This window comes from Chloroflexota bacterium, assembly GCA_020850535.1.
In the GTDB taxonomy this organism is placed as follows: domain Bacteria; phylum Chloroflexota; class UBA6077; order UBA6077; family JACCZL01; genus JADZEM01.
On sequence record JADZEM010000058.1, the window covers coordinates 1 to 19,051 of the forward strand.

The 19,051-nt window shown below is 67.7% G+C and carries 14 protein-coding genes; 8 read left to right on the plus strand and 6 right to left on the minus strand.

What is annotated here, in order from left to right:
• Positions 1 to 256: 256 nt before the first annotated feature.
• The 4 genes from IT306_08450 to IT306_08465 all read right to left on the minus strand — a co-directional run bounded on the left by IT306_08450 (position 257) and on the right by IT306_08465 (position 4,701).
• Positions 257 to 757, minus strand: a complete 501-nt coding sequence (locus IT306_08450) for a VUT family protein (protein ID MCC7368438.1) — start codon at positions 755 to 757, stop codon at positions 257 to 259.
• Positions 745 to 1,767: a site-specific DNA-methyltransferase gene (locus IT306_08455; GenBank protein MCC7368439.1), complete on the minus strand. Its 1,023-nt coding sequence runs from the start codon at positions 1,765 to 1,767 to the stop codon at positions 745 to 747. Before IT306_08455 ends, IT306_08450 begins: the two co-directional genes overlap by 13 nt.
• Before the next feature lie 72 nt (positions 1,768 to 1,839).
• Entirely contained in the window at positions 1,840 to 2,961 is a 1,122-nt protein-coding gene (locus tag IT306_08460; protein ID MCC7368440.1) for a tartrate dehydrogenase, read from the minus strand.
• A gap of 105 nt (positions 2,962 to 3,066) precedes the next feature.
• Positions 3,067 to 4,701, minus strand: coding sequence for a glycosyltransferase family 39 protein (locus IT306_08465; GenBank protein ID MCC7368441.1), 1,635 nt, complete (start codon positions 4,699 to 4,701; stop codon positions 3,067 to 3,069).
• A gap of 383 nt (positions 4,702 to 5,084) precedes the next feature.
• On the opposite strand from IT306_08465, the gene IT306_08470 reads away from it, so the two are divergent.
• The 8 genes from IT306_08470 (at position 5,085) to IT306_08505 (ending at position 16,430) form a co-directional block, all read left to right on the plus strand.
• The gene (locus tag IT306_08470; GenBank protein ID MCC7368442.1) at positions 5,085 to 8,051 is read left to right on the plus strand and encodes a tetratricopeptide repeat protein; all 2,967 of its coding nucleotides are present in this window, start codon (positions 5,085 to 5,087) and stop codon (positions 8,049 to 8,051) included.
• A 263-nt stretch (positions 8,052 to 8,314) separates the two neighbouring features.
• Positions 8,315 to 9,388, plus strand: a complete 1,074-nt coding sequence (locus IT306_08475; GenBank protein MCC7368443.1) for a LacI family DNA-binding transcriptional regulator — start codon at positions 8,315 to 8,317, stop codon at positions 9,386 to 9,388.
• A gap of 106 nt (positions 9,389 to 9,494) precedes the next feature.
• Entirely contained in the window at positions 9,495 to 11,609 is a 2,115-nt protein-coding gene (locus IT306_08480; protein MCC7368444.1) for an ABC transporter substrate-binding protein, read from the plus strand.
• 116 nt (positions 11,610 to 11,725) lie between these two features.
• Positions 11,726 to 12,112, plus strand: coding sequence for a four helix bundle protein (locus IT306_08485; GenBank protein MCC7368445.1), 387 nt, complete (start codon positions 11,726 to 11,728; stop codon positions 12,110 to 12,112).
• A 31-nt stretch (positions 12,113 to 12,143) separates the two neighbouring features.
• Complete coding sequence (locus IT306_08490) at positions 12,144 to 13,127, plus strand: ABC transporter permease (protein MCC7368446.1); 984 nt, start codon at positions 12,144 to 12,146, stop codon at positions 13,125 to 13,127.
• Complete coding sequence (locus tag IT306_08495; protein MCC7368447.1) at positions 13,124 to 14,296, plus strand: ABC transporter permease; 1,173 nt, start codon at positions 13,124 to 13,126, stop codon at positions 14,294 to 14,296. Before IT306_08490 ends, IT306_08495 begins: the two co-directional genes overlap by 4 nt.
• Positions 14,297 to 14,307: 11 nt before the next feature.
• Positions 14,308 to 15,369, plus strand: a complete 1,062-nt coding sequence (locus IT306_08500) for an ABC transporter ATP-binding protein (GenBank protein MCC7368448.1) — start codon at positions 14,308 to 14,310, stop codon at positions 15,367 to 15,369.
• Between the two features lie 2 nt (positions 15,370 to 15,371).
• The gene (locus IT306_08505; protein ID MCC7368449.1) at positions 15,372 to 16,430 is read left to right on the plus strand and encodes a dipeptide ABC transporter ATP-binding protein; all 1,059 of its coding nucleotides are present in this window, start codon (positions 15,372 to 15,374) and stop codon (positions 16,428 to 16,430) included.
• Positions 16,431 to 16,757: 327 nt separating this feature from the next.
• Here IT306_08505 and IT306_08510 read toward each other — a convergent pair whose 3' ends face one another.
• A complete protein-coding gene (locus IT306_08510; protein MCC7368450.1) occupies positions 16,758 to 17,873 on the minus strand; it encodes a mandelate racemase/muconate lactonizing enzyme family protein in 1,116 nt (371 codons plus the stop codon).
• 100 nt (positions 17,874 to 17,973) lie between these two features.
• Positions 17,974 to 18,912, minus strand: coding sequence for a GDP-mannose 4,6-dehydratase (locus IT306_08515; protein MCC7368451.1), 939 nt, complete (start codon positions 18,910 to 18,912; stop codon positions 17,974 to 17,976).
• Between the last annotated feature and the right edge of the window lie 139 nt (positions 18,913 to 19,051).

Below are 19,051 nucleotides of genomic sequence, written 5' to 3' on the forward strand. Positions count from 1 at the left end.
CCCCGCCTACGATCCTGCAGTCGCTGCGCGACGCTCCAGTCTCACCGGACGACGGCTGTTCCCGGTCTCCGTCGCGCAGCGACGGTGTGACTGTAGGCGGGGGTTTCAACCCCCGACCGCCCGTTCCATGATGCTTCGGGGACACCAATGAACATGCCATCGCCCTGTCAGCGACCGTGAGTGACTCCGCCGCAACGGAAGCGCAATCTCCTGGCAGTCGCGAGTCATGCCGGCCGCGAGAGATACGAACCCGGATTCAGCCGGTCGATGCTGGGCGCGGCGCGAGCCGGCGGCGCACCGTCCAGAGCAGCGCGATGGCGAGCACCGTCATCCAGCCCTTCCCCACCACCTGACCCGCCAGGAACTCAAGGCTGCCGAATGCCAGCAGCAGGAACAGAATGCTGTCCGCGACCAGCCCCACGGTGTTGGACAGGGCCACGGCGAGCAGCCAGTTCCGTTCGCGGAGCGGCGTGTACACGGCGAAGTCTGCGAGCTCGCTGGCGAGGAACGCGACGCCGCTGGCGATGGCGAGGCCCGGTGACAGGATGGCCGAGACGCCCGCCCCGACGACGATGGCCCCGACGGTCCACTTGCGCCCGAGCTGCTCCTGCACCAGATCTCGCAGGGTGAACGCCAGCCCGGCAAAGTAGACCCCGGCCGGCGCCAGCAGCCCGAAACCGACCGGCACCAGACCGAAGGTGGAGATGGCCCAGTTGGCCAGGACAATCACCAGGATGTAGCCGATCAGGTAGGGCATGCGGGTCCGTCTCCAGGGGGTGCTGGCTCGGTCGGCGAGGGCGCAGCTCCGAGGGGTCGAGGCGGGAAGCCGGGCGTGGCGTGATCAGCATCATCCGGCACCGGCGCGGCCTCCGGCGAGCCGACCACGTCGAATCTGATGCCGTCGTGACCCAGGAAGCGCGTACGCATGGTGGCGATGGCCGCGGGGTTGTTGTCCACCAGCAGGAACTGACGCCCAAGCTCCAGGCAGGCCGCGCCGGTCGTGCCGCTGCCGGCGAAGAAGTCGGCCACGAGGCCCCCGGGCGGCGAGGACGCCTGGACGATGCGCCGCAGGATGCCCAGCGGCTTCTGGCTTGGATATCCTGTCCGCTCCTTGCCAGCGGTCGGCACGATGGTGTGCCACCACGTGTCGGTCGGGAGCTTGCCGCGCGCTGCCTTCTCGGCGCCGACCAGCCCCGGAGCCATGTAGGGGATCCGCTCGACGGCCTCGGCGTCGAAGTAGTAGCGGTCGACGTCCTTGACGTACACCAGGATGGTGTCATGCTTGGCGGGCCAGCGGCGGCGCGGCCGTCCGCCGAAGTCGTAGGCCCAGATGATCTCGTTCAGGAAGCAGGCGCGCCCGAAGATCAGGTCGAGCAAGAGCTTGCAGTAGTGGGCCTCGCGGTAGTCGATGTGGAAGTAGAGCGTTCCTGACGGCTTGAGCACACGATGGATCTCGGCCAGGCGGGGCTCGATGAACGCGAGGTAGTCGTCGTGGATGTCCACGTAGCTGGCCCGCCCCAGCGCTACCGTCCGATACCGCTGTCCCTGGAAGCCCGTTCGGTCGCCGTCGTCGTCGCGGGCGGTCTTCAGGCGCGTCAGCACCTGTGCTCGGCCCGTATTGAAGGGCGGATCGACGTACACGAGGTCAATCAACCGGTCGGGCAGGCCCGCCAGCACGTCCAGGTTGTCGGAATGGAGCACCCGGCCGCGCCCGCCGTCTGGCAGGAACGGGTGCGCGTCGATGCTCGCCTGACCGGTCACCCGCATGGCCTCGTGGTGTGTGACGATGGGGCCGCCGCTCGCCCGGGGGCAGATCGGCCGGCGGCCCGACTCCGCTCGCTAGCTGGCAGGAACCGGCTGCGCCTGCCGCGGGGCTTCGCCCAGTGCCGCGAGGATCGCATCGCCGACCTCGCGGGTGGTGCACGTTCCGCCCAGGTCCGGCGTCAGCATGCCGGCCGCCGTCACCGATTCGATGGCCGCCATGATCGCGCTCGCTTCCAGCGGCAGCCCGAGGTGCTCGAGCATCAGGGCGGCGCTCCAGACGGCGGCAATCGGGTTCGCGATCCCCTTGCCGGCGATGTCCGGCGCGGAGCCGTGGACCGGCTCGAACATGCTCGGGAAGCGGCGCTCGGGGTTGAGATTCGCGCTCGCCGCGATCCCCAGGCTGCCGGCCAGGGCGCTCCCCAGGTCCGACAGGATGTCGGCGAACAGGTTCGAGGCGACCACCACCTCCAGTGTGTCCGGCCGCAGCACGAAGCGCGCCGCCATCGCATCCACCAGCCACTGCTCGGTCTCGACGCCGGGGTACTCCTGGCTGACGCGCCGGAACACCTCGTCCCAGAGCACCATGCCGTACTGCTGGGCGTTCGACTTGGTGACGCTGGTGACCTTCTTGCGCTTGCGGGTCAGGGCCAGTTCGAAGGCGTAGCGGATGACGCGCTCGCAGCCCTCCTCGGTGAAGAGGCCGGCCTGAATGGCGACCTCCTTGCCGCGCCCGCGCCCGGAGAGGTTGCGGCCGCCGATGCCGGCGTACTCGCCCTCGCTGTTCTCGCGGACGACGATCCAGTCCATGTTGTCACGGGTCGCGGCGCGGAGCGGACTCTCGACGCCGGGCAGCAGCTGGACTGGCCGAATGTTCACGTACTGGTCGAAACCCTGGCAGATCGCCAGCCGCAAGCCCCACAGGCTGATGTGGTCGGGCACGCCCGGCCAGCCCACCGCCCCAAAATAGATGGCGTCGAACGTCTTGAGGGACTCCAGGGCGGCCTCGTCGATCATCCGCCCGGTCTCCTGGTAATACTGACAGCCCCAGGGGAACGATTCGTACTCGAACGAGATCCGACCGCCCGAGCGCTCAGCAAGGCGATCCAGAACGCGAATCCCTTCCGGGACGACCTCCTGCCCGATGCCGTCGCCGGGGATGACGGCGATCCGGAGGGTGGTGGGGGTGGCTGCGGCCATGCGTGTGCTTCCTCTACCAGTGCGAGTCTGACGGAGTGTACTCCGTCAGACGGTGTACCTCTTCAGGCGGTGGGGCCGGGATGCGCCCACTCTGAGCGCGCGCTGCTACGGCCCGGGTTCGGGGACGCCAGCGAAGGCCGGCCGCCGGGCCTCTTCCGGCTCGATGCGGTAGACGCCGTACTCACGCCCGCTGCCGGACGCCGATTCCACCTCCGGGCCGAGCGCGACCACGTCGGCATGCTTCTCGATGGTGTCCACCTTCTTGGCCGCCATCACCGTCAGAATGCGCCGCTCGCCCAGCGGGAGCCGATCGGGGTTGGCGCCGGCCAGTTTCGCCACCTGATACGGAATGCCGTCCGCCTCCAGCAGCATGCGGATCGCCTTGAGATCCGTGCCGCCGGCCGTCAGCGGCTCCTGAGCCAGCGACTCGTCCACCAGCACGAGGTCGCCCGGCTGGTACTCAGCCTCCAGGAGTTGGTTCAAATGGTAGAGCGGCTCGTTGGTCCGGTCGTCGCCCAGCACCTCGCGGTAGTAGAGCACCAGCGGCGCCAGCGGAAACAGTACCAGCGCCGCCGCTACCACCCGCGACGCCAGCATGCGCTGCGCTGCGCTCAGGCGTGGCAGTCGCTCGGCGACGGCCTCGGTGCACAGGGCCACGCCGATGTACAGGAATGGCAGCAGCGGGATGAGGTACCGCCCGGAGAGGATCGGGCCGTACCTGGGGTTGAAGTACGGCAGCACCAGCGCGCCCGAGAGGCAGAACAGCAGCGGCAGCCAGGCCCCACGCCGTGCCAGGAGCACCACTCCGACGACGCCGATCAGCAGGTAGAGCGGCGCGGCCGGATTGCCGGCCTCGTCAATCGTGCCGCTCACCAGCCGCGAGAGCGACTCAACCAGCGCATCGACGTTCGTCAGGTAGGCGCTCAGGTCGGTGGACCGGCCGCTGGTGTACCCCTGCTGGAGCGCCCGCGCATGCACCAACGACCAGAACCCGGTCTGGAGGTTGAAGATCAGCATGTTGGCGTAGGCGGCCACGAACGCCAGGACGCCGGCCGGCGTCCACCAGCTCAGCACCAGGCGGGGCCGCAACGCCAACAGCCCGAGCGCCAGTCCCGGCACGAACGTGATGACCGAGAGGTGCGTCTGGAGCGCCACCCCGAACAACGCGCCCGCCGCCACCAGCCAGCGCCCGTTGCCATCGCGCACGGCGCGCATCAGCGACCAGACCAGCAGGGTGGTGATCAGCGGCGTGACCGAGTTCGAGCGGGCCGTGTGGCTGTTGATGATGATGTGGCCGCCGGAGGTCGCCATCAGCGCAGCGGCGACCAGGGCCACCCGCCTGCTCGCGATCTCCCGTGCCAGGGCGTAGGTCACGCCGACGCCGGCCACGGCCAGCAGGGTCGCCATCAGCCTGGGCATCAGTTCCACGTCCGCCCCGAGCCGTTCGAGGAAGAACGCGCCGGCCAGCAGGTAGCTCCAGAGTGGCCCGTAGTAGGAGTCGACGGCGGTCAGCGGCAGGATCTCGCCGCGATAGATCGCGAGCGCCCACAGGATCTCCTGTAGCTCGTCCGTGAAGCGGGGAACCTGCCAGAGATATGGCAGGCGCAAGGCCAGGGCCGCCAGCACGACAAGGCCGACCAGGGTCAGCTCGGCGCGGGTCCAGCGAGGCGGGATCACCTGGAGTGGGGAGCGGGGGAGGCGCTCCCGCGGGTCGGTCGAATGAACGGCGACGCCCGGCATGCTCGTCAGGGACGATCCGCCGGGCGTCTCAGGGTGGGGGGTGGAAGCAGGATGTCGAACAGTCAAATGGCTGGTCACCACGGCCGGCATGCCCGATCGGCCTCTCCCTTGCAACGGCTGGGCGCCGGCAGGGTTTCACTTTCCCGGGCCCGCTGCCGCCGGGCGACGACCGTTGCACGGGGCGTGCCGGCCGTAAACGCCACTCGCAGCCGTGGCCGCTCAGTGCCGAACGTGTCGAATGTCAAGCATCAGACACCTTGCCGTGAAATGCCGACAAAACGGCGCGTTTCGGCAAGGGAGCGGGGCATAATGCCGCATCGTTACCAGCCGCCACTCTGGGAGCATCGTCGGCGGCGGACCGAGCGTGTGGGAGGGGAGCACACATGACGGGCTTGCCAGCGGGAACCGTCACCCTACTGTTCAGCGACATCGAGGGTTCGACCCGACTGTTGCTGAGGCTGGGCGCGGCCTACTCCGTTGTGCTGGAGGCGCACCGTCGGATCCTCACCGAGGCTATCGCCAACGGCGGCGGTCAGTTGCTCGACACCCAGGGCGACGCCTGTTTCGCCGTGTTCGTCCGTGCCAGCGAGGCCGTTGCCGCCGCCGCCGCCATCCAGACTGAGCTGGCCGCCTACCCGTGGCCGAACGGCGTGGATGTGCGAGTGCGTATCGGCATGCACACCGGCGAGCCGATGGTGACGCCGCACGGCTACGCCGGCCTGGACGTGCATCGGGCCGCGCGCATCTGTTCGGCCGGGCACGGCGGGCAGATCCTGATCTCCAGCACCACCGCCGACCTCGTCTCCGCGACGTTGTCGCCCCGTCTGACGGTGTCCGAGCTTGGCTCCTACCGCTTCAAGGACTTCAGCTTCGCCGAACGGGTGTACCAGCTTGACGTGGCTGGCCAGCCAACCAGCTTCCCGCGCCTGCGAACTGTCGAAGTGCCGTTTCACCTGCCCGGCCAGCACCGCTCGATGATCGGCCGCGAGCGCGAGCTGGACGCCTGCCTGAGCCTGCTGGCCGATCCCGCGATGCGGCTGCTGACGCTCACGGGTCCAGGTGGCAGCGGCAAGACGCGGCTGGCTGTGGCCCTGGCCGAGCGGTTGCACGACCGCTACGACGACGGCATCTGCTTCGTCCCGCTGGCGACGGTGACCGATCCGTCCCTGGTGGGGATCACCGTGGCGCAGGCGCTCGGGGTGCGCGAGATGGGGCCACGCCCGGCGGCCGAGCGGCTGATCGACGTGCTGGCTGGCCGCGAGCAGTTGTTGATCCTCGACAATATGGAGCATCTGCTCGACGCCGCGACGCTCGTCGCCGATGTGCTGGCGGCCTGCCCGCGCCTTAGCGTGCTGGTGACCAGCCGCGAGCCGCTCCACCTGACGGGCGAGCGTGAGCTGCTGGTGCCGCCGCTGGAGCTGCCCCCTGCCAGCATGAGCGTGGCCTCGGCGGCGCCGCGGATCTTCGACCTCGCCGCGCCGCGCCTCTTCGTCGCGCGGGCCACCGAGGCGAAGCGCGACTTTCACCCGACGGACGACGATGCCCCCGTGATCGCCGAGATCTGCCGGCGGCTGGACGGCTTGCCGCTGGCCATCGAGCTGGCGGCGGCGCGGATTCGGTTCCTGACGCCGGCTGCACTGCTGGCGCGCCTGGACCGGCGGCTGGCCGTGCTCACGGGTGGCCCGCGCGACCTGCCAGCCCGCCAGCAGACGCTGCGCGCCGCGATTTCCTGGAGCCACGACCTGCTCGACGAGCGGGATCGGACGGTCTTCCGGCGGGCCAGCGTCTTCGCGGACGGCTGGACGCTCGAAGCGGCCGAGATCGTCTGCGGCTTCGAGGACGACCCGCTCGCGACGATTGACGCCCTCTCCTCGCTGGTGGACAAGAGCCTCGTGCTGCGCGAGGAGCTGCCGGACGGCGAAGCTCGCTTCACGATGCTCGGCACCATCCGCGAGCTGGCAGCCGAGCACCTGGAGGCCAGCGGCGAGCGTGACGAGATACGGCGACGGCATGTGCAGCACTATCTGGACCTGGCCGAGGTGGCTGCGCCGCACCTTGCGCTCGACGCGACGCAGTTGGAGTGGATCGAACGGCTGGATGGCGAGGCCCCGAACCTGGAAGCAGCGTTCGAGTGGTGCGCTGGTGCGCTCGAAGATCCGCAACGGATTGAGCTGGGGCTGCGGCTCGGGGCGGCGCTCTGGCGCTATTGGGCCGTGCGGAGCAGCGCTGCCGATGCCCGCCGGCGGGTGGAGACTGTCGTAAGGCTGGCGGGCGCGGTCGGTCCGGCGTCGGCGCGTGGACGGGCACTGTTCGGCGCGGCCAGCCTCGCCCGCGAGCTGTCCGACTACGACACGACCGAGCGGCTGTACGAGGAGAGTCTGGCGACCGCCCGCCTGTTGGGTGAGACCCGCATGGTGGCCGATGTCCTGCACAGCCTGGGCTGGCTGCACGTCCTGCGCGGGGATACCGTCCAGGCCCGCGCGCACTATGAGGAGAGTCTGCGTCTGTTCCAGCGGCTGGCCGATCCTGCCTGGAAGGCCACGGCGCTGACGCGGTTGGGCTACATCTGCTTCATGGAGAGCGATTTCATCCGCGCGATGTCGCTGGCGGGCGAGGGCGCGACGATCGCGCGGGTCATCGGGGACCAGCGGGTGCTGGCCGACGCGCTGGTCTACCAGGGGCTGGTACAGCAGTACGCTGGTGACATCGAGCAGGCACGGCGTCGGTTCCAGGAGTGCCTGCCGGTGGCGCGGCGGTTCGGGGATCGGCACGTGCTGAGCATGACGCTCAACCTGATGGGCCAGCTGGCGGTCCGGCACGGCAGCCTGGAGGAGGCGCGACGGTCGCTCTCGGAGGGGCTGCGGTTGGCGCGCGAAGTTGGGAACGTGCGTCGGCTGGCGTTCTCGCTCTCGGCGGTGGGGTCACTGGCGGCGGCGCGCGGCGACGCCGAACTGGCGCTGCGCTTCGACGGCGCGGCCCGGTCAGCAGCCCAGGCGGTGGGCGCGGTGCGGGCGCCGCCAGCCCTGTCTGCTACCAACGTCGAGATGGCAGCGGTGCGTGCCCGGCTAGGCGAGGCTGCTGCGACGGCGGCCTTCGAGGCTGGTGCAGCGCTCTCGGTGGACCGTGCGGTGGACGAGGCCCTGGCGTGGTTGGGCGACAGCGATCGGGAGCGCATCGACGAGGCCGAGCTGGCGCAGTGGCAGGCGTCGCCCTGGACGGTCTTCGGGTGGACGCCGCCGCTGCCGCCGCAGGGTCCGGCGGCGCGGCTGCCCAGGGCGAGGGCGACGAGCCGAGCGGGCGCGCGTGAGATTCCGGTGTTCGGCGAGGGCGGCGTCGAGACTGGCCGATAGCCGGCGCCCGAACGACGCAGCATCAGCGACGGAGCGACCCCCTCCAGTTCAGTGAGTGACCGCCAGCGGGCAAGGACCGGTCGTCAGCACGCAGGCAGGTCCGGCGGGAGCGTACCCGCGATGGATGGTCGTGTCAATACTGCCTGTCGGAGTCGTTGCGCGCTGTCTGGGAAAGCTCTTGACAGCCCCAGAAGGCAGGAGTAGAATCGCCTTGTGTGGTATGGAAGCGCTTTCATACCAGGCACCATTCGGGAGTGGCCTCTGTGTCCGCTGGCGATGCTGCCGCGCCTTCCTCTCGCCGCACCATCTACGATGTTGCTCAGCATGCGCGCGTCTCGCTGGCCACCGTTTCGCGCTTCATCAACGAGAGCGGCTACGTTGGCGCGGATGCGCGCGCGCGCATCGAGATGGCCATTCGCGAGCTGGACTACGTGCCCAGCCAGCCCGCTCGGGCGCTCGGGGGGCGCGGCACCGGCCTCGTCGTGCTGGGCGTGCGCCACCTTGCCAACCCGCGCTGGACCGAACTCGCCCTGGCCATGGAGACGTACCTCCGCGACCGCGGCTTGAGCCTTGTGCTGATGAGCATCGGCACCGAGCGCGAGCGCGAGCTGGCGGCGCTGGAGCAGATGCGTCGGCTGCGAGCGGAGGGCGTGGCCATCGCGATGGCCCATGCCGCCCCCGGCGATTTTGACAAGCTGCGGCGGGCCGGCATCAAGGTGCTGACGCTGGCTGGCTTCGTGGCCGATCCGAACGTGGACGCCGTCTTCCCTGACCGGCCCCTCGGCGTCGAGATCGCGATGGAGCACCTGATTCGACTGGGGCATCGGCGCATCGCCATCTTCGACAGTACAGCCAACCTGAGCGCGATGGAGACCCGTGTCGAGGCCCACCTCCACGTCCTGCGCCAGTTCGAGCTGGAAGTGGACCCCTGTCTGATCCTGGGCGTCGAACAGGCGACGATGGCGGCGGCTGACGCGATGGCCGAGCGCGTGCGTGACTCCGGCGCGACGGCCGTCGTAGCCATCGGCGACGTGTTGGCGATCGGCCTCTGGCTGGGGCTGGAGCGCCTCGGCGTCCGGGTGCCCGAAGAGATCTCCCTGGTCGGCATGGACGATATCGAGCTATCCGGCGCGGTTCGCAGCGGCCTGACGACCGTTGGCTTCGACCGCCACGAGCAGGCTCGGCAGGTGGTAGACCTGCTCATGGCACGGATGCAAGGCGGCGGGCCGGAAGGCCCCGTTCACTGGCGGCTGGCGCCGCGCCTCCTGGTGCGAGGCTCGACGGCCCAGGTGACGCCCGAGTACAGAGGAGGGATCGTCCGCGCGAGCTTCGTCTGACCGTCGCACCCCCGTGTCGGCCTGCCTGACCGTCACCCGCCGTAGACCTTTGATGCCGCATACTCACCGTTCGTAACTCCAACCTCGGAGTGGAGGTCCTCACAGGATGGACAGCCTCAACTCAGCATCGTCCGCGACGACGACGCGTGTGCTTCGCCTGAGCCGGCGGCGCCTGTTGCGTATCGGCATGTTCTCGCTGGCTGCCGTGCCGCTGGCCGTCGCCTGCAGCCCGAGCCCGCCAGCCACCAAGCCGGCCGAGACCAAGCCGGCGGACGCCAAGCCGGCCGAGAGCAAGCCGGCCGCTGCCGCGCCGACAACCGCCGCTGCCCCGGCCAAGCCGGCCGAGGCTGCGAAGCCCGCCGAAGCCGCCAAGCCGGCCGAGTCGAAGCCGGCGGCCGCTGCCCCGGCCCCGGCCAAGCCGACCTCGTTCAAGCAGGCACCGGCGCTCGAGGAGCAGGTCAAGGCCGGCAAGCTGCCGCCCGTCGAGCAGCGCATGCCCGAGAATCCGCTGGTCGTGACCCCGGTCGAAGAGGTGGGCGCGTACGGCGGCACCTGGCGGCTGGCGTTCAAGGGTGTGGCAGACTTCCACGCCTACCAGCGGAACGTCTACGAGTCGATGCTGCGCTGGCCGCGCAACCCGAAGGATCCGATCGGCCCCGGCCTCGCCGAGAAGTGGGAGTTCTCCCCGGACGGCAAGCAGCTGACCCTGACGCTGCGTAAGGGCCTGAAATGGTCGGACGGCCAGCCGTTCACCACCGACGACATCATCTTCTGGTGGGAAGACATCGCGCTGGACGCCAACCTCAGCCCGTCGCCGCCGCCCGAGTGGGTGGTCAACGGCAAGCCGATGCAGCTGGAGAAGGTCTCCGCTGAGGTGATCCGGCTCAAGTTCGACGGTCCGAACGGCCTGGCCCTGCGGATGCTGGCGTTCCACGGCAACCAGTGGCCGCTCAACTTCGAGCGGTTCGGGTTCTACGCGCCGAAGCACTACCTGACCCAGTTCCACCCCAAGCACAACAAGGCGGTGACGGACTACAAGGCGTTCAACGAGAAGGCCGACGACTACAACACCGAGCGCCCTGGGATGACGTCCTGGCGGGTCACGTCCTGGAAGGCGGGTGACCGCTTCCTGCTGGCGACCCGCAACCCGTACTACTGGAAGGTGGACACCCAGGGCAACCAGCTGCCGTACATCGACGAGCTGCGCGTCGACCTCGTGGAGAACGACGAGGCGATCAACCTCAAGGCGATCAACGGCGAGATCGACATGCAGTTCCGGGGCATTCAGATCTCCAAGTTCTCGCTGCTCCAGGAGAACAAGCAGAAGAACGGCTACCGGGTGTTCCAGTGGCCGGATGCCAGCGGCTCCAAGATCGCGTTCTTCGTCAACCAGACGATTGCCGACGCCGACCTGAAGCCGCTCTTCCAGAACGCGAAGTTCCGGCAGGGCCTCTCGTACGCGGTCAACCGCAAGCGCATCAACGAGGTGGCGTACTTCGGCCTGGGCAAGGAGCGCAACGCGATCCTGATCCCGGCGTCGCCGTTCTACGACCCCGCGACCGAGACGCTGCACGCGACCTACGACAAGGACAAGTCGAACGCATTGCTGGACGAGGTCGGCCTGAAGAAGGGCGCGGACGGCTTCCGAACCCTTCCCAGCGGCAAGCCGCTCGAGCTGACCATCGAGACGTACCAGACGAGCGGTCCCGAGTTCGACGCGATGGAGCTGGTCCGCAAGGACTGGGAAGCCGTCGGCCTCAAGATGGCGCTCAAGAGCACCCCGCGCGAGACGTTTGTGCCACGCGGCAACAACGGCGAGCTGCAGATCGGCACCTGGGGCACCGACCGGGGCCTGGAGCCGTTCGTCGATCCGGTCTATGTCTTCCCATACGACCAGCGCTCGTGGATGGCTCCGGCCTGGGGCGTCTACTTCGCGTCGGGCGGCACGAAGGGCGAGAAGCCCGAGGGCGACGTGGCGAAGGCGCACGAGTTGTTCAACCAGTTCCGCTCGACGGTCGATCCGGCCAAGCAGGTCGAGATCGGCAAGCAGATCGTGAAGCTGGGCGCGGACAACGTCTGGGTGATCGGGACGGTCGGCGCGGTGCCGTCCATCGCCGTCGTCAAGAACAACTTCCGGAACGTGCCCGAGGAGGCCGTCACCGACTGGATCTTCATGAGCCCGGGCAACCTCGACCCGGCCCAGTTCTTCTTCAAGAAATAGGCGGAGTCGAGGGTCGTAGGTCGAGGGTCGAAGGTCGTGGGAGTGGCGTGACAGAGCAGCAGTGGGAGCGAGCCTCCGGTGGAGGGTTTCGTGAGCTTCGTGTCTGGCACGCCGCCATGGATCTCGCCCGGACAGTCTATCTCCTCACGCGGGCCTTCCCGCGTGAGGAGGTCTACGGGATGACGGGTCAGATCAGACGGGCTGCGGTGTCGGTGCCGTCGAACATCGCTGAAGGTCACGCTCGGGAGCACCTCCGCGAGTACCTCCATCACCTGTCGATAGCTCAAGGCTCACTCGCCGAATTGGAGACGCAACTGGAGCTTGCGCTCGGTTTCGAGTATCTACCGCAGCGCGATGCCGTGGCGTTGTTTCAAAGCCTGCACTCGGTGGCTCGTCAACTCAAGGCACTGCGAATGGCGCTTGAGCGAAAAGACCCCGGGCATCGTCGTAACACCGCCGTCCACGAGGAATCGTCCCCGTATCCCATGACCTACGATCCATGATCCGCGACCCTTCGTTCGGGACCGATGCTTCATGTTGACCTACTTGATTCGCCGGCTCATCGGGATGGTCCCCACCCTGTTCGTGGTGTCGGTCCTGACGTTCATCATCATTCAGTTGCCGCCCGGCGACTTCATGACCACGCTGTCGTTGCAGGCGGCGGAGGCCGGCGGCGCCATCGACGACCGCGCCGTTGAAGCGCTGCGGCAGCAGTACGGCCTCGACAAGCCGATGTGGGTTCAGTATGCGACCTGGATCGCCGGGTTCCCGCGCGGCGACTTCGGCTACTCGGTCGAGTGGAAGACGCCCGTGTCGGAGCTGATCTCAAGCCGCTTGAGCTTCACGCTGCTGTTCTCGCTGCTGGCGCTGGCCTTTACCTGGGTCGTCGCCATTCCCATCGGCATCTATTCGGCCACGCACCAGTACAGCTGGGGCGACGTCCTGCTCTCGCTGATCGGGTTCCTGGGCCTGAGCATTCCCGCGTTCATGCTCGGCCTCGTGTACATGTTCATCGCAGCATTCTGGTTCAATGCTTCGGTCAGCGGGCTGATGTCTCCAGAATATGAGACGGCTCCCTGGACCGGCGCGAAGATCCTCGACATCGTCAATCACCTGCTCTGGCCGACCATCATCGTCGGCGCGGCCGGCACCGCGCAGCTCATCCGGATCATGCGCGGCAACCTGCTGGAGATCCTCGGTCAGCAGTACATCACCACGGCACGTGCCAAGGGGCTGGCCGAGAAGATCGTCATCAACAAGTACGCTGTCCGCGTCGCGATCAATCCGCTCGTCAGCGTCATGGGCATGGAGCTGCCGAACCTGATCAACGGCGCGACGCTACTGGGCATCGTGCTCTCGCTGCCCACCATTGGCCCGATGTTCCTGACCTCGCTCCGCAACCAGGACGTGTACCTCGCCGGCACCATCCTGCTGATGCTCGCGGCCCTGTTGATGGTTGGCAACCTGCTGGCAGACCTCGCCCTTGCCTGGGTCGATCCAAGGATTCGGTACGAATGAGCAGCGTGATACAGCGCGGCGACTGGTCCTATCCCGAGGATTCTGCTGACCGCACCGTCGAGCAGGAGGTCGTCAGCGCCGCCGACGAGAAGCGCTACGCCCGAACGCAGCTTCAGCTGGTCTGGCTGCGCTTCCTCCGCAATCGCGCGGCGATGGTCGGCGGCGGGATCATCCTGGCGATGTACCTCATGGCGCTCTTCGCCAACTTCCTGGCCCCGTACGATGCCGATCTTCGCTTCGACGCCGGCATCTACGTGCCGCCCCAGCCGATCTACCTCGTGGACGACGGCCGGTTCTACCCGCACGTCCTCGGCGTCACGCGGACCATCGACCGCGAGACGCTGCGGCGCACCTACGTCCCAGACCCGTACACAAAGATTCCCATCAAGTTCTTCGTCAAGGGCACCGAGTACAACCTGTTCGGCTTGATCCCGATGGAGACTCACCTGTTCGGCATCGAGGATAAGGAGTGGGGCGTCTTCCTGCTCGGGACCGACCGGCAGGGGCGGGATCAGTTGTCGCGGCTGATCGTCGGCAGCCAGATCTCCCTGTCGATTGGCCTCGTCGGCGTGACCCTCAGCCTCTTCATCGGGTCGGTCATGGGCGTGGCCAGCGGCTACTACGGCGGCTGGATCGACGACCTGATGCAGCGGACCATCGAGATCATCCGCTCGTTCCCGTCGATCCCCCTCTGGATGGCCCTTGCCGCCGCCTTCCCGCCGCACTGGCCACCGCTCCAGGTCTACTTCGCCATCAGCGTGGTGCTGTCGCTGATCAGCTGGACGTGGCTTGCACGGCAGCTGCGCGGCAAGGTGCTGGCCCTGCGCGAGGAGGAGTACGTCCTCGCGGCGCAACTGGCGGGCGGCAGCGACTGGCGCATCATCTTCAAGCACCTGATCCCGTCGGCCACCAGCCACATCGTCGTGATCGCCACGCTCCAGGTGCCGAACATGATCCTGGCCGAGACGGCCCTGACGTTCCTGGGCATCGGGATTCGGCCGCCGCTGGTCAGCTGGGGCACCCTCCTGCAGGAGGCCCAGAACATCCAGACGCTCGCCCACTTCCCCTGGCTGCTGATGCCCGTCATCTTCATCGCGACGGCGGTGCTGGCGTTCAACTTCCTCGGCGACGGTCTGCGCGACGCGACCGACCCGTACACGGCGGTGTAGGTGCAGCCCTGATGACGACACCACTGGCAGTTCAGGCAGCGCACCAGTCCGCGACGGGCTCGCTGCTCCAGATCGATAACCTGAAGACGCATTTCTACACTCGCGACGGCATCGTCAAAGCGGTTGACGGCGTGACCATCGACATCAAGCCCGGCGAGACGGTCGGGCTGGTGGGCGAGTCCGGCTGCGGCAAGAGCGTGACGGCGCACACCGTCCTGCGCCTGCTGCCGAAGGTCAGCCGGATCGTCGGCGGGGAGATTCGCTTTACCCGCCGTACTGGCGAGGTGGTCGATCTCACCAACATTGATCCGCGCGGCAGCCAGATCCGCTCGATCCGTGGCAACGAGATCGCGATGATCTTTCAGGAGCCGATGACCTCGTTGTCGCCGGTCCACACGGTCGGGAGCCAGATCGCCGAAGCGATCGTGCTGCACCGTGGCGCCAACAAGCATGACGCCTACCTTCGCACCGTCGAATCGCTGAAGCAGGTCGGCATCGGCAACGCCGAGCAGCGCTTTCACGAGTTCCCGCACCAGTTGTCGGGCGGGTTGCGTCAGCGCTGCATGATCGCGATGGCGTTGTCGTGCAACCCGCGCCTCCTGATCGCCGACGAGCCGACCACGGCGCTCGATGTCACGATCCAGGCGCAGATTCTGGAGCTGCTCAAGAAGCTGCAGGGCGACTACGGCATGGCGATCCTGATGATCACCCACAACCTGGGGGTGATCGCCGAGATGGCCGACCGCGTGGCCGTGATGTACATGGGCAAGGTCGTGGAGATGGCGGCCTCGCGGACCATTTTCAAGGATCCGCTGCACCCCTACACCATCGGGCTGTTGCGGAGCCTGCCGAAGGTCGGCAAGGACGTCAAGGCGCGGCTGGCCTCGATCCCCGGCAGCGTCCCCGATCCGTACAACCTGCCGAGCGGGTGCAGCTTCTACCCGCGCTGCCCCGCGCCCAAGCGCGAGAGCTGCCAGGACGAGGTGCCGCTGGTGGAGATCGAGCCGGGCCACTGGGTACGCTGTACCCTGTATGAGCCGAGCACGAGCCACATCCTGGGGGTGACCGCGTGACCCTGCACGAGACCGCGCCCGCCCCTCAGCCGTCGCCGGGGGCGGCGAAGACGTCCGGCGAACTGCTGCTGGATGTCCGCGATATCAAGAAGTACTTCCCGATCCAGCGCGGCTTGCTGCGGCGGACGGTTGGCTACGTCAAGGCCGTGGATGGCGTCAGCTTCCAGATCGACGAGGGCGAGACGCTCGGGCTGGTCGGCGAGTCCGGCTGCGGCAAGACGACCACCGGCCGGATGATCCTGCGCGCCTCGAAGCCGACGGCCGGCGAGATCTGGTTCCGTCACGAAGGGCGGATGCAGGATCTGACGCCGATGTCGCGCAAGGAGCTGAAGCCGATCCGCCGTGACATGCAGGTGATTTTTCAGGATCCGTTCTCCTCATTGAACCCGAGAATGACGGTGCTGGAGATCATCGCCGAGCCGCTGGTCATCCACGGCATGCGCGACGGCGACCAGATCAAGACCCGAGTGCGCGAGCTGCTGGAGATGGTCGGCCTGCGGGTCCAGCACATGAACCGCTTCCCGCACGCCTTCAGCGGCGGCCAGCGGCAGCGGATCGGCGTGGCCCGGGCGCTGGCGCTCCAGCCCAAGCTGATCGTGGCGGACGAGCCGGTCTCGGCCCTGGATGTGTCGATTCAGGCCCAGGTGCTGAACCTGCTCAAGGATCTCCAGACCGAGCTGGGGTTGGCGTACCTGTTCGTCTCGCACGATCTCTCAGTGGTGGAGCACATCTCCGACCGAGTGGCGGTGATGTACCTCGGCGGCATCGTCGAGATGGCGCCGGCCCAGCAGCTGTACGCCGCGCCGAAGCACCCATACACGGAGGCGCTGCTCTCGGCCATCCCGAAGACGGACCCCGAGAAGCAGAGCAAGCGGATCATCCTCCAGGGCGACGTGCCGAACCCCGCCAACCCGCCGGCCGGCTGCACGTTCAACCCGCGCTGCCGCTTCGCGCAGGAGATCTGCCGCGCCGAGAAGCCGCCGCTGGTCGAGGTCGAGCCTGGACACCAGGCGGCCTGCCACTTCGCGAAGGAGCTGCAGCTCATCGGCATCGAGCACTGAGCGAGAGGTGCCGGGTGTTCGGTTTCGGGTTCTGGGGGACCGTTCCCAGAGACGGTGGATCGGTGCTGTCGCTGACCATCGTCGCCGTACACTCAACGCGTGGAGCATGCCGATCGGGGAGTGCTGATGAGCGGGACGGTCGAAGGCATCTTTGCCTGTCATTCTGAGCGGCAGCGAGCTTGCGAGCGAAGCGAAGAACCTCACCCGCTGGGGCCGCCGTTGACGGTCCGCGGGTGAGGTTCTTCGCTTCGCTCAGAATGACATGGTTCTCAGAATGACATGGTTCTGGGTGGTCCGGCCCTGCACGTGCGAGGTGCGGAGTTCCGGTCAGTACGGGATGCCCTGCTCCAGGTAGTCCGCGCGCGGCTCGTGCCCGAGGCCCGGCGCGTCCGACACGTGGAAGTAGCCGTCGTGGACGTCGAACGGCGGATCCATGATCTGCTGGTACTTCCGCAGCTCCGAGTAGGCGATCTCCAGCCGGAAGAAGCTCGACGTGGACATCATCGTCTGGGCGCCGGCGATCAGCGTGATCGGGCCGGTCGCGTCGTGCGGGGAGATCGGCACGAAGAAGGTCTCGGCCAGCGTGGCGATCTTCTTCATCTCCGAGATGCCGCCCGTCCGGATGATGTCCGGCATGATGTAGTCCGTCAGCTTCTGCTCGAGGACTGGCCGGAACTGCCAGCGCGTGTACAGCCGCTCGCCGACGCAGATCGGCACGTCCGTCTGATCGCGGAACTGGCGCAGAGCGTCCCAGTTCTCGGGTGGGACCGGCTCCTCAAACCAGCCGATGCGGTAGGGCCGCAGGTGGTTGGCGAGGCGGACGGCCGTTGGCATGTTGAACCGACCGTGTGCGTCGATGAAGATCTCGACGTTGTTGCCGATCTCGGTGCGGATCGCATCGATGATCTCGACGGCCGCGTAGTCCTCGTGTGACGGGTAGTTCGCGGCGTACCCGGCGAGGTAGGCTGCGCCGCGCTTGAACGGATCGAGCTTGATGGCCGTATGGCCCTCGTCCACCGTCGCGCGGGCCGCCTTCGCGTACTGCTCGGGCGTCTCACAGCCGTCGAACCAGCCATTGCTGTACAGCACCAGCTTCTCGTGGAACTTGCCGCCCAGCAATTCGTAGATCGGCTGTCCAAGCTGCTTGCCCCGGATGTCCCACAGTGCGATGTCGATGCCGGAGATCAACGCTGAGACGAACCCGAGCGAGCCGAGCGAGTTGAAGCTGGCGTACAGCTTGTGCCAGATGAACTCGATGCGGGTCGGGTCTTCGCCGATCAGGATCGGGGCCAGCCGGCTGGCCGCCGCCGCGACGACGGCGCTGTGCGGACCGCTGGAGGCCTGCCCCCAGCCGTACAGCCCCTCGTCGGTGTCCACGCGGAGGAAAACCCACGGGTAGCGGGTACCCGGCAGGTGATAGGCGGTGACGTTCGTGATCTTCACCGAGCAGCTCCTGTGCGTGCAGTCTGGCCGGTCCGTGGCCAGCAGGTAGATCGATTTTGCACCGGCCGGGTTTATCGCACATCCGGCTGGCAGCGGTTGCCTACTGCCGAGCTAACTCTGCCTGCTGCCAGCGGATCTGCGCCAGCAGCCCGTCCTCCAGCGGGGTCTTCGGCGACCATCCAAGCTCGGATCGGGCCTTGTCGGTCACCGCCAGGGCATCTCGCTGTTCGCCGGGGCGGGCTGGCCCGTGGACAACCTCGACGCGCTTCTCGGCCAGCCGCTGGATGGTCTCGACGATCCAGTTGGCCGAGCGCGCCTCGCCGCCCCCGACGTTGTACGCCTCGCCGGGGCGGCCTTCCAGCCCGGCCCGGATGGTGGCGTCCACAGCATCCTCGACGTAGGTGTTGCCGCGCGTCTGCTCGCCGTCGCCGAAGATGGTGATCTTCTCGCCGCGCAGCACCTTCTCGACAAAGATCGTATAGCCCATGTCCGGGCGCTGGCGCGGCCCGTAGACCGAGAAGTAGCGCACCGCCACCACCGGCAGGCCCATCTCGGTGTGGTAGGCGAAGGCGAGGTTCTCGGCGCACAGCTTGGTGGCGCCGTACGGAGAGATCGGCCGCGGGGGGGCGTCCTCGGCGCAGCTCGAGCTGCGGCCGTACACCGACGACGTGGAGACCTGGACGAACGAGCGCGGACCCGCCTTGCGCGCGGCCTCCAACAGCCGCTGCGTGGCCAGCACGTTGCAGGACACATACTCCTCGAACCAGTCCCAGCTACGGACCAGGCCCGGCATCGCCGCCTCGTGGTACACCACCTCGCAGCCCGCCACCACCGGGTCCAGGTCAGCCGTGCGAAGGTCGATCTCGTGCAGGGTGAACTGTGGATGTTCGAGCAGGGCGGCCAGGTGCCGCTCCTTCCGGGCGCGCGGGTAGTAGGCGTGGAACATGTCCACCCCGACAACCTCGTGGCCCTCGCGCAGCAGCCGCTCCGCGAGATGTGAGCCGACGAACCCGGCGGCCCCGGTGACGAGACAGCGCATAACATCCTCCGCGTGGAATTACAGCAGAGAAGCATCAGGAGTGGCCACGCGGATGTGGAAGCAGGCATGCGGGTGTGGATGAGGGTGTGCGGGTGTGGACGAGGGTGTGCCGTATACTTCGGTGTCTTCCGGCTCCAGC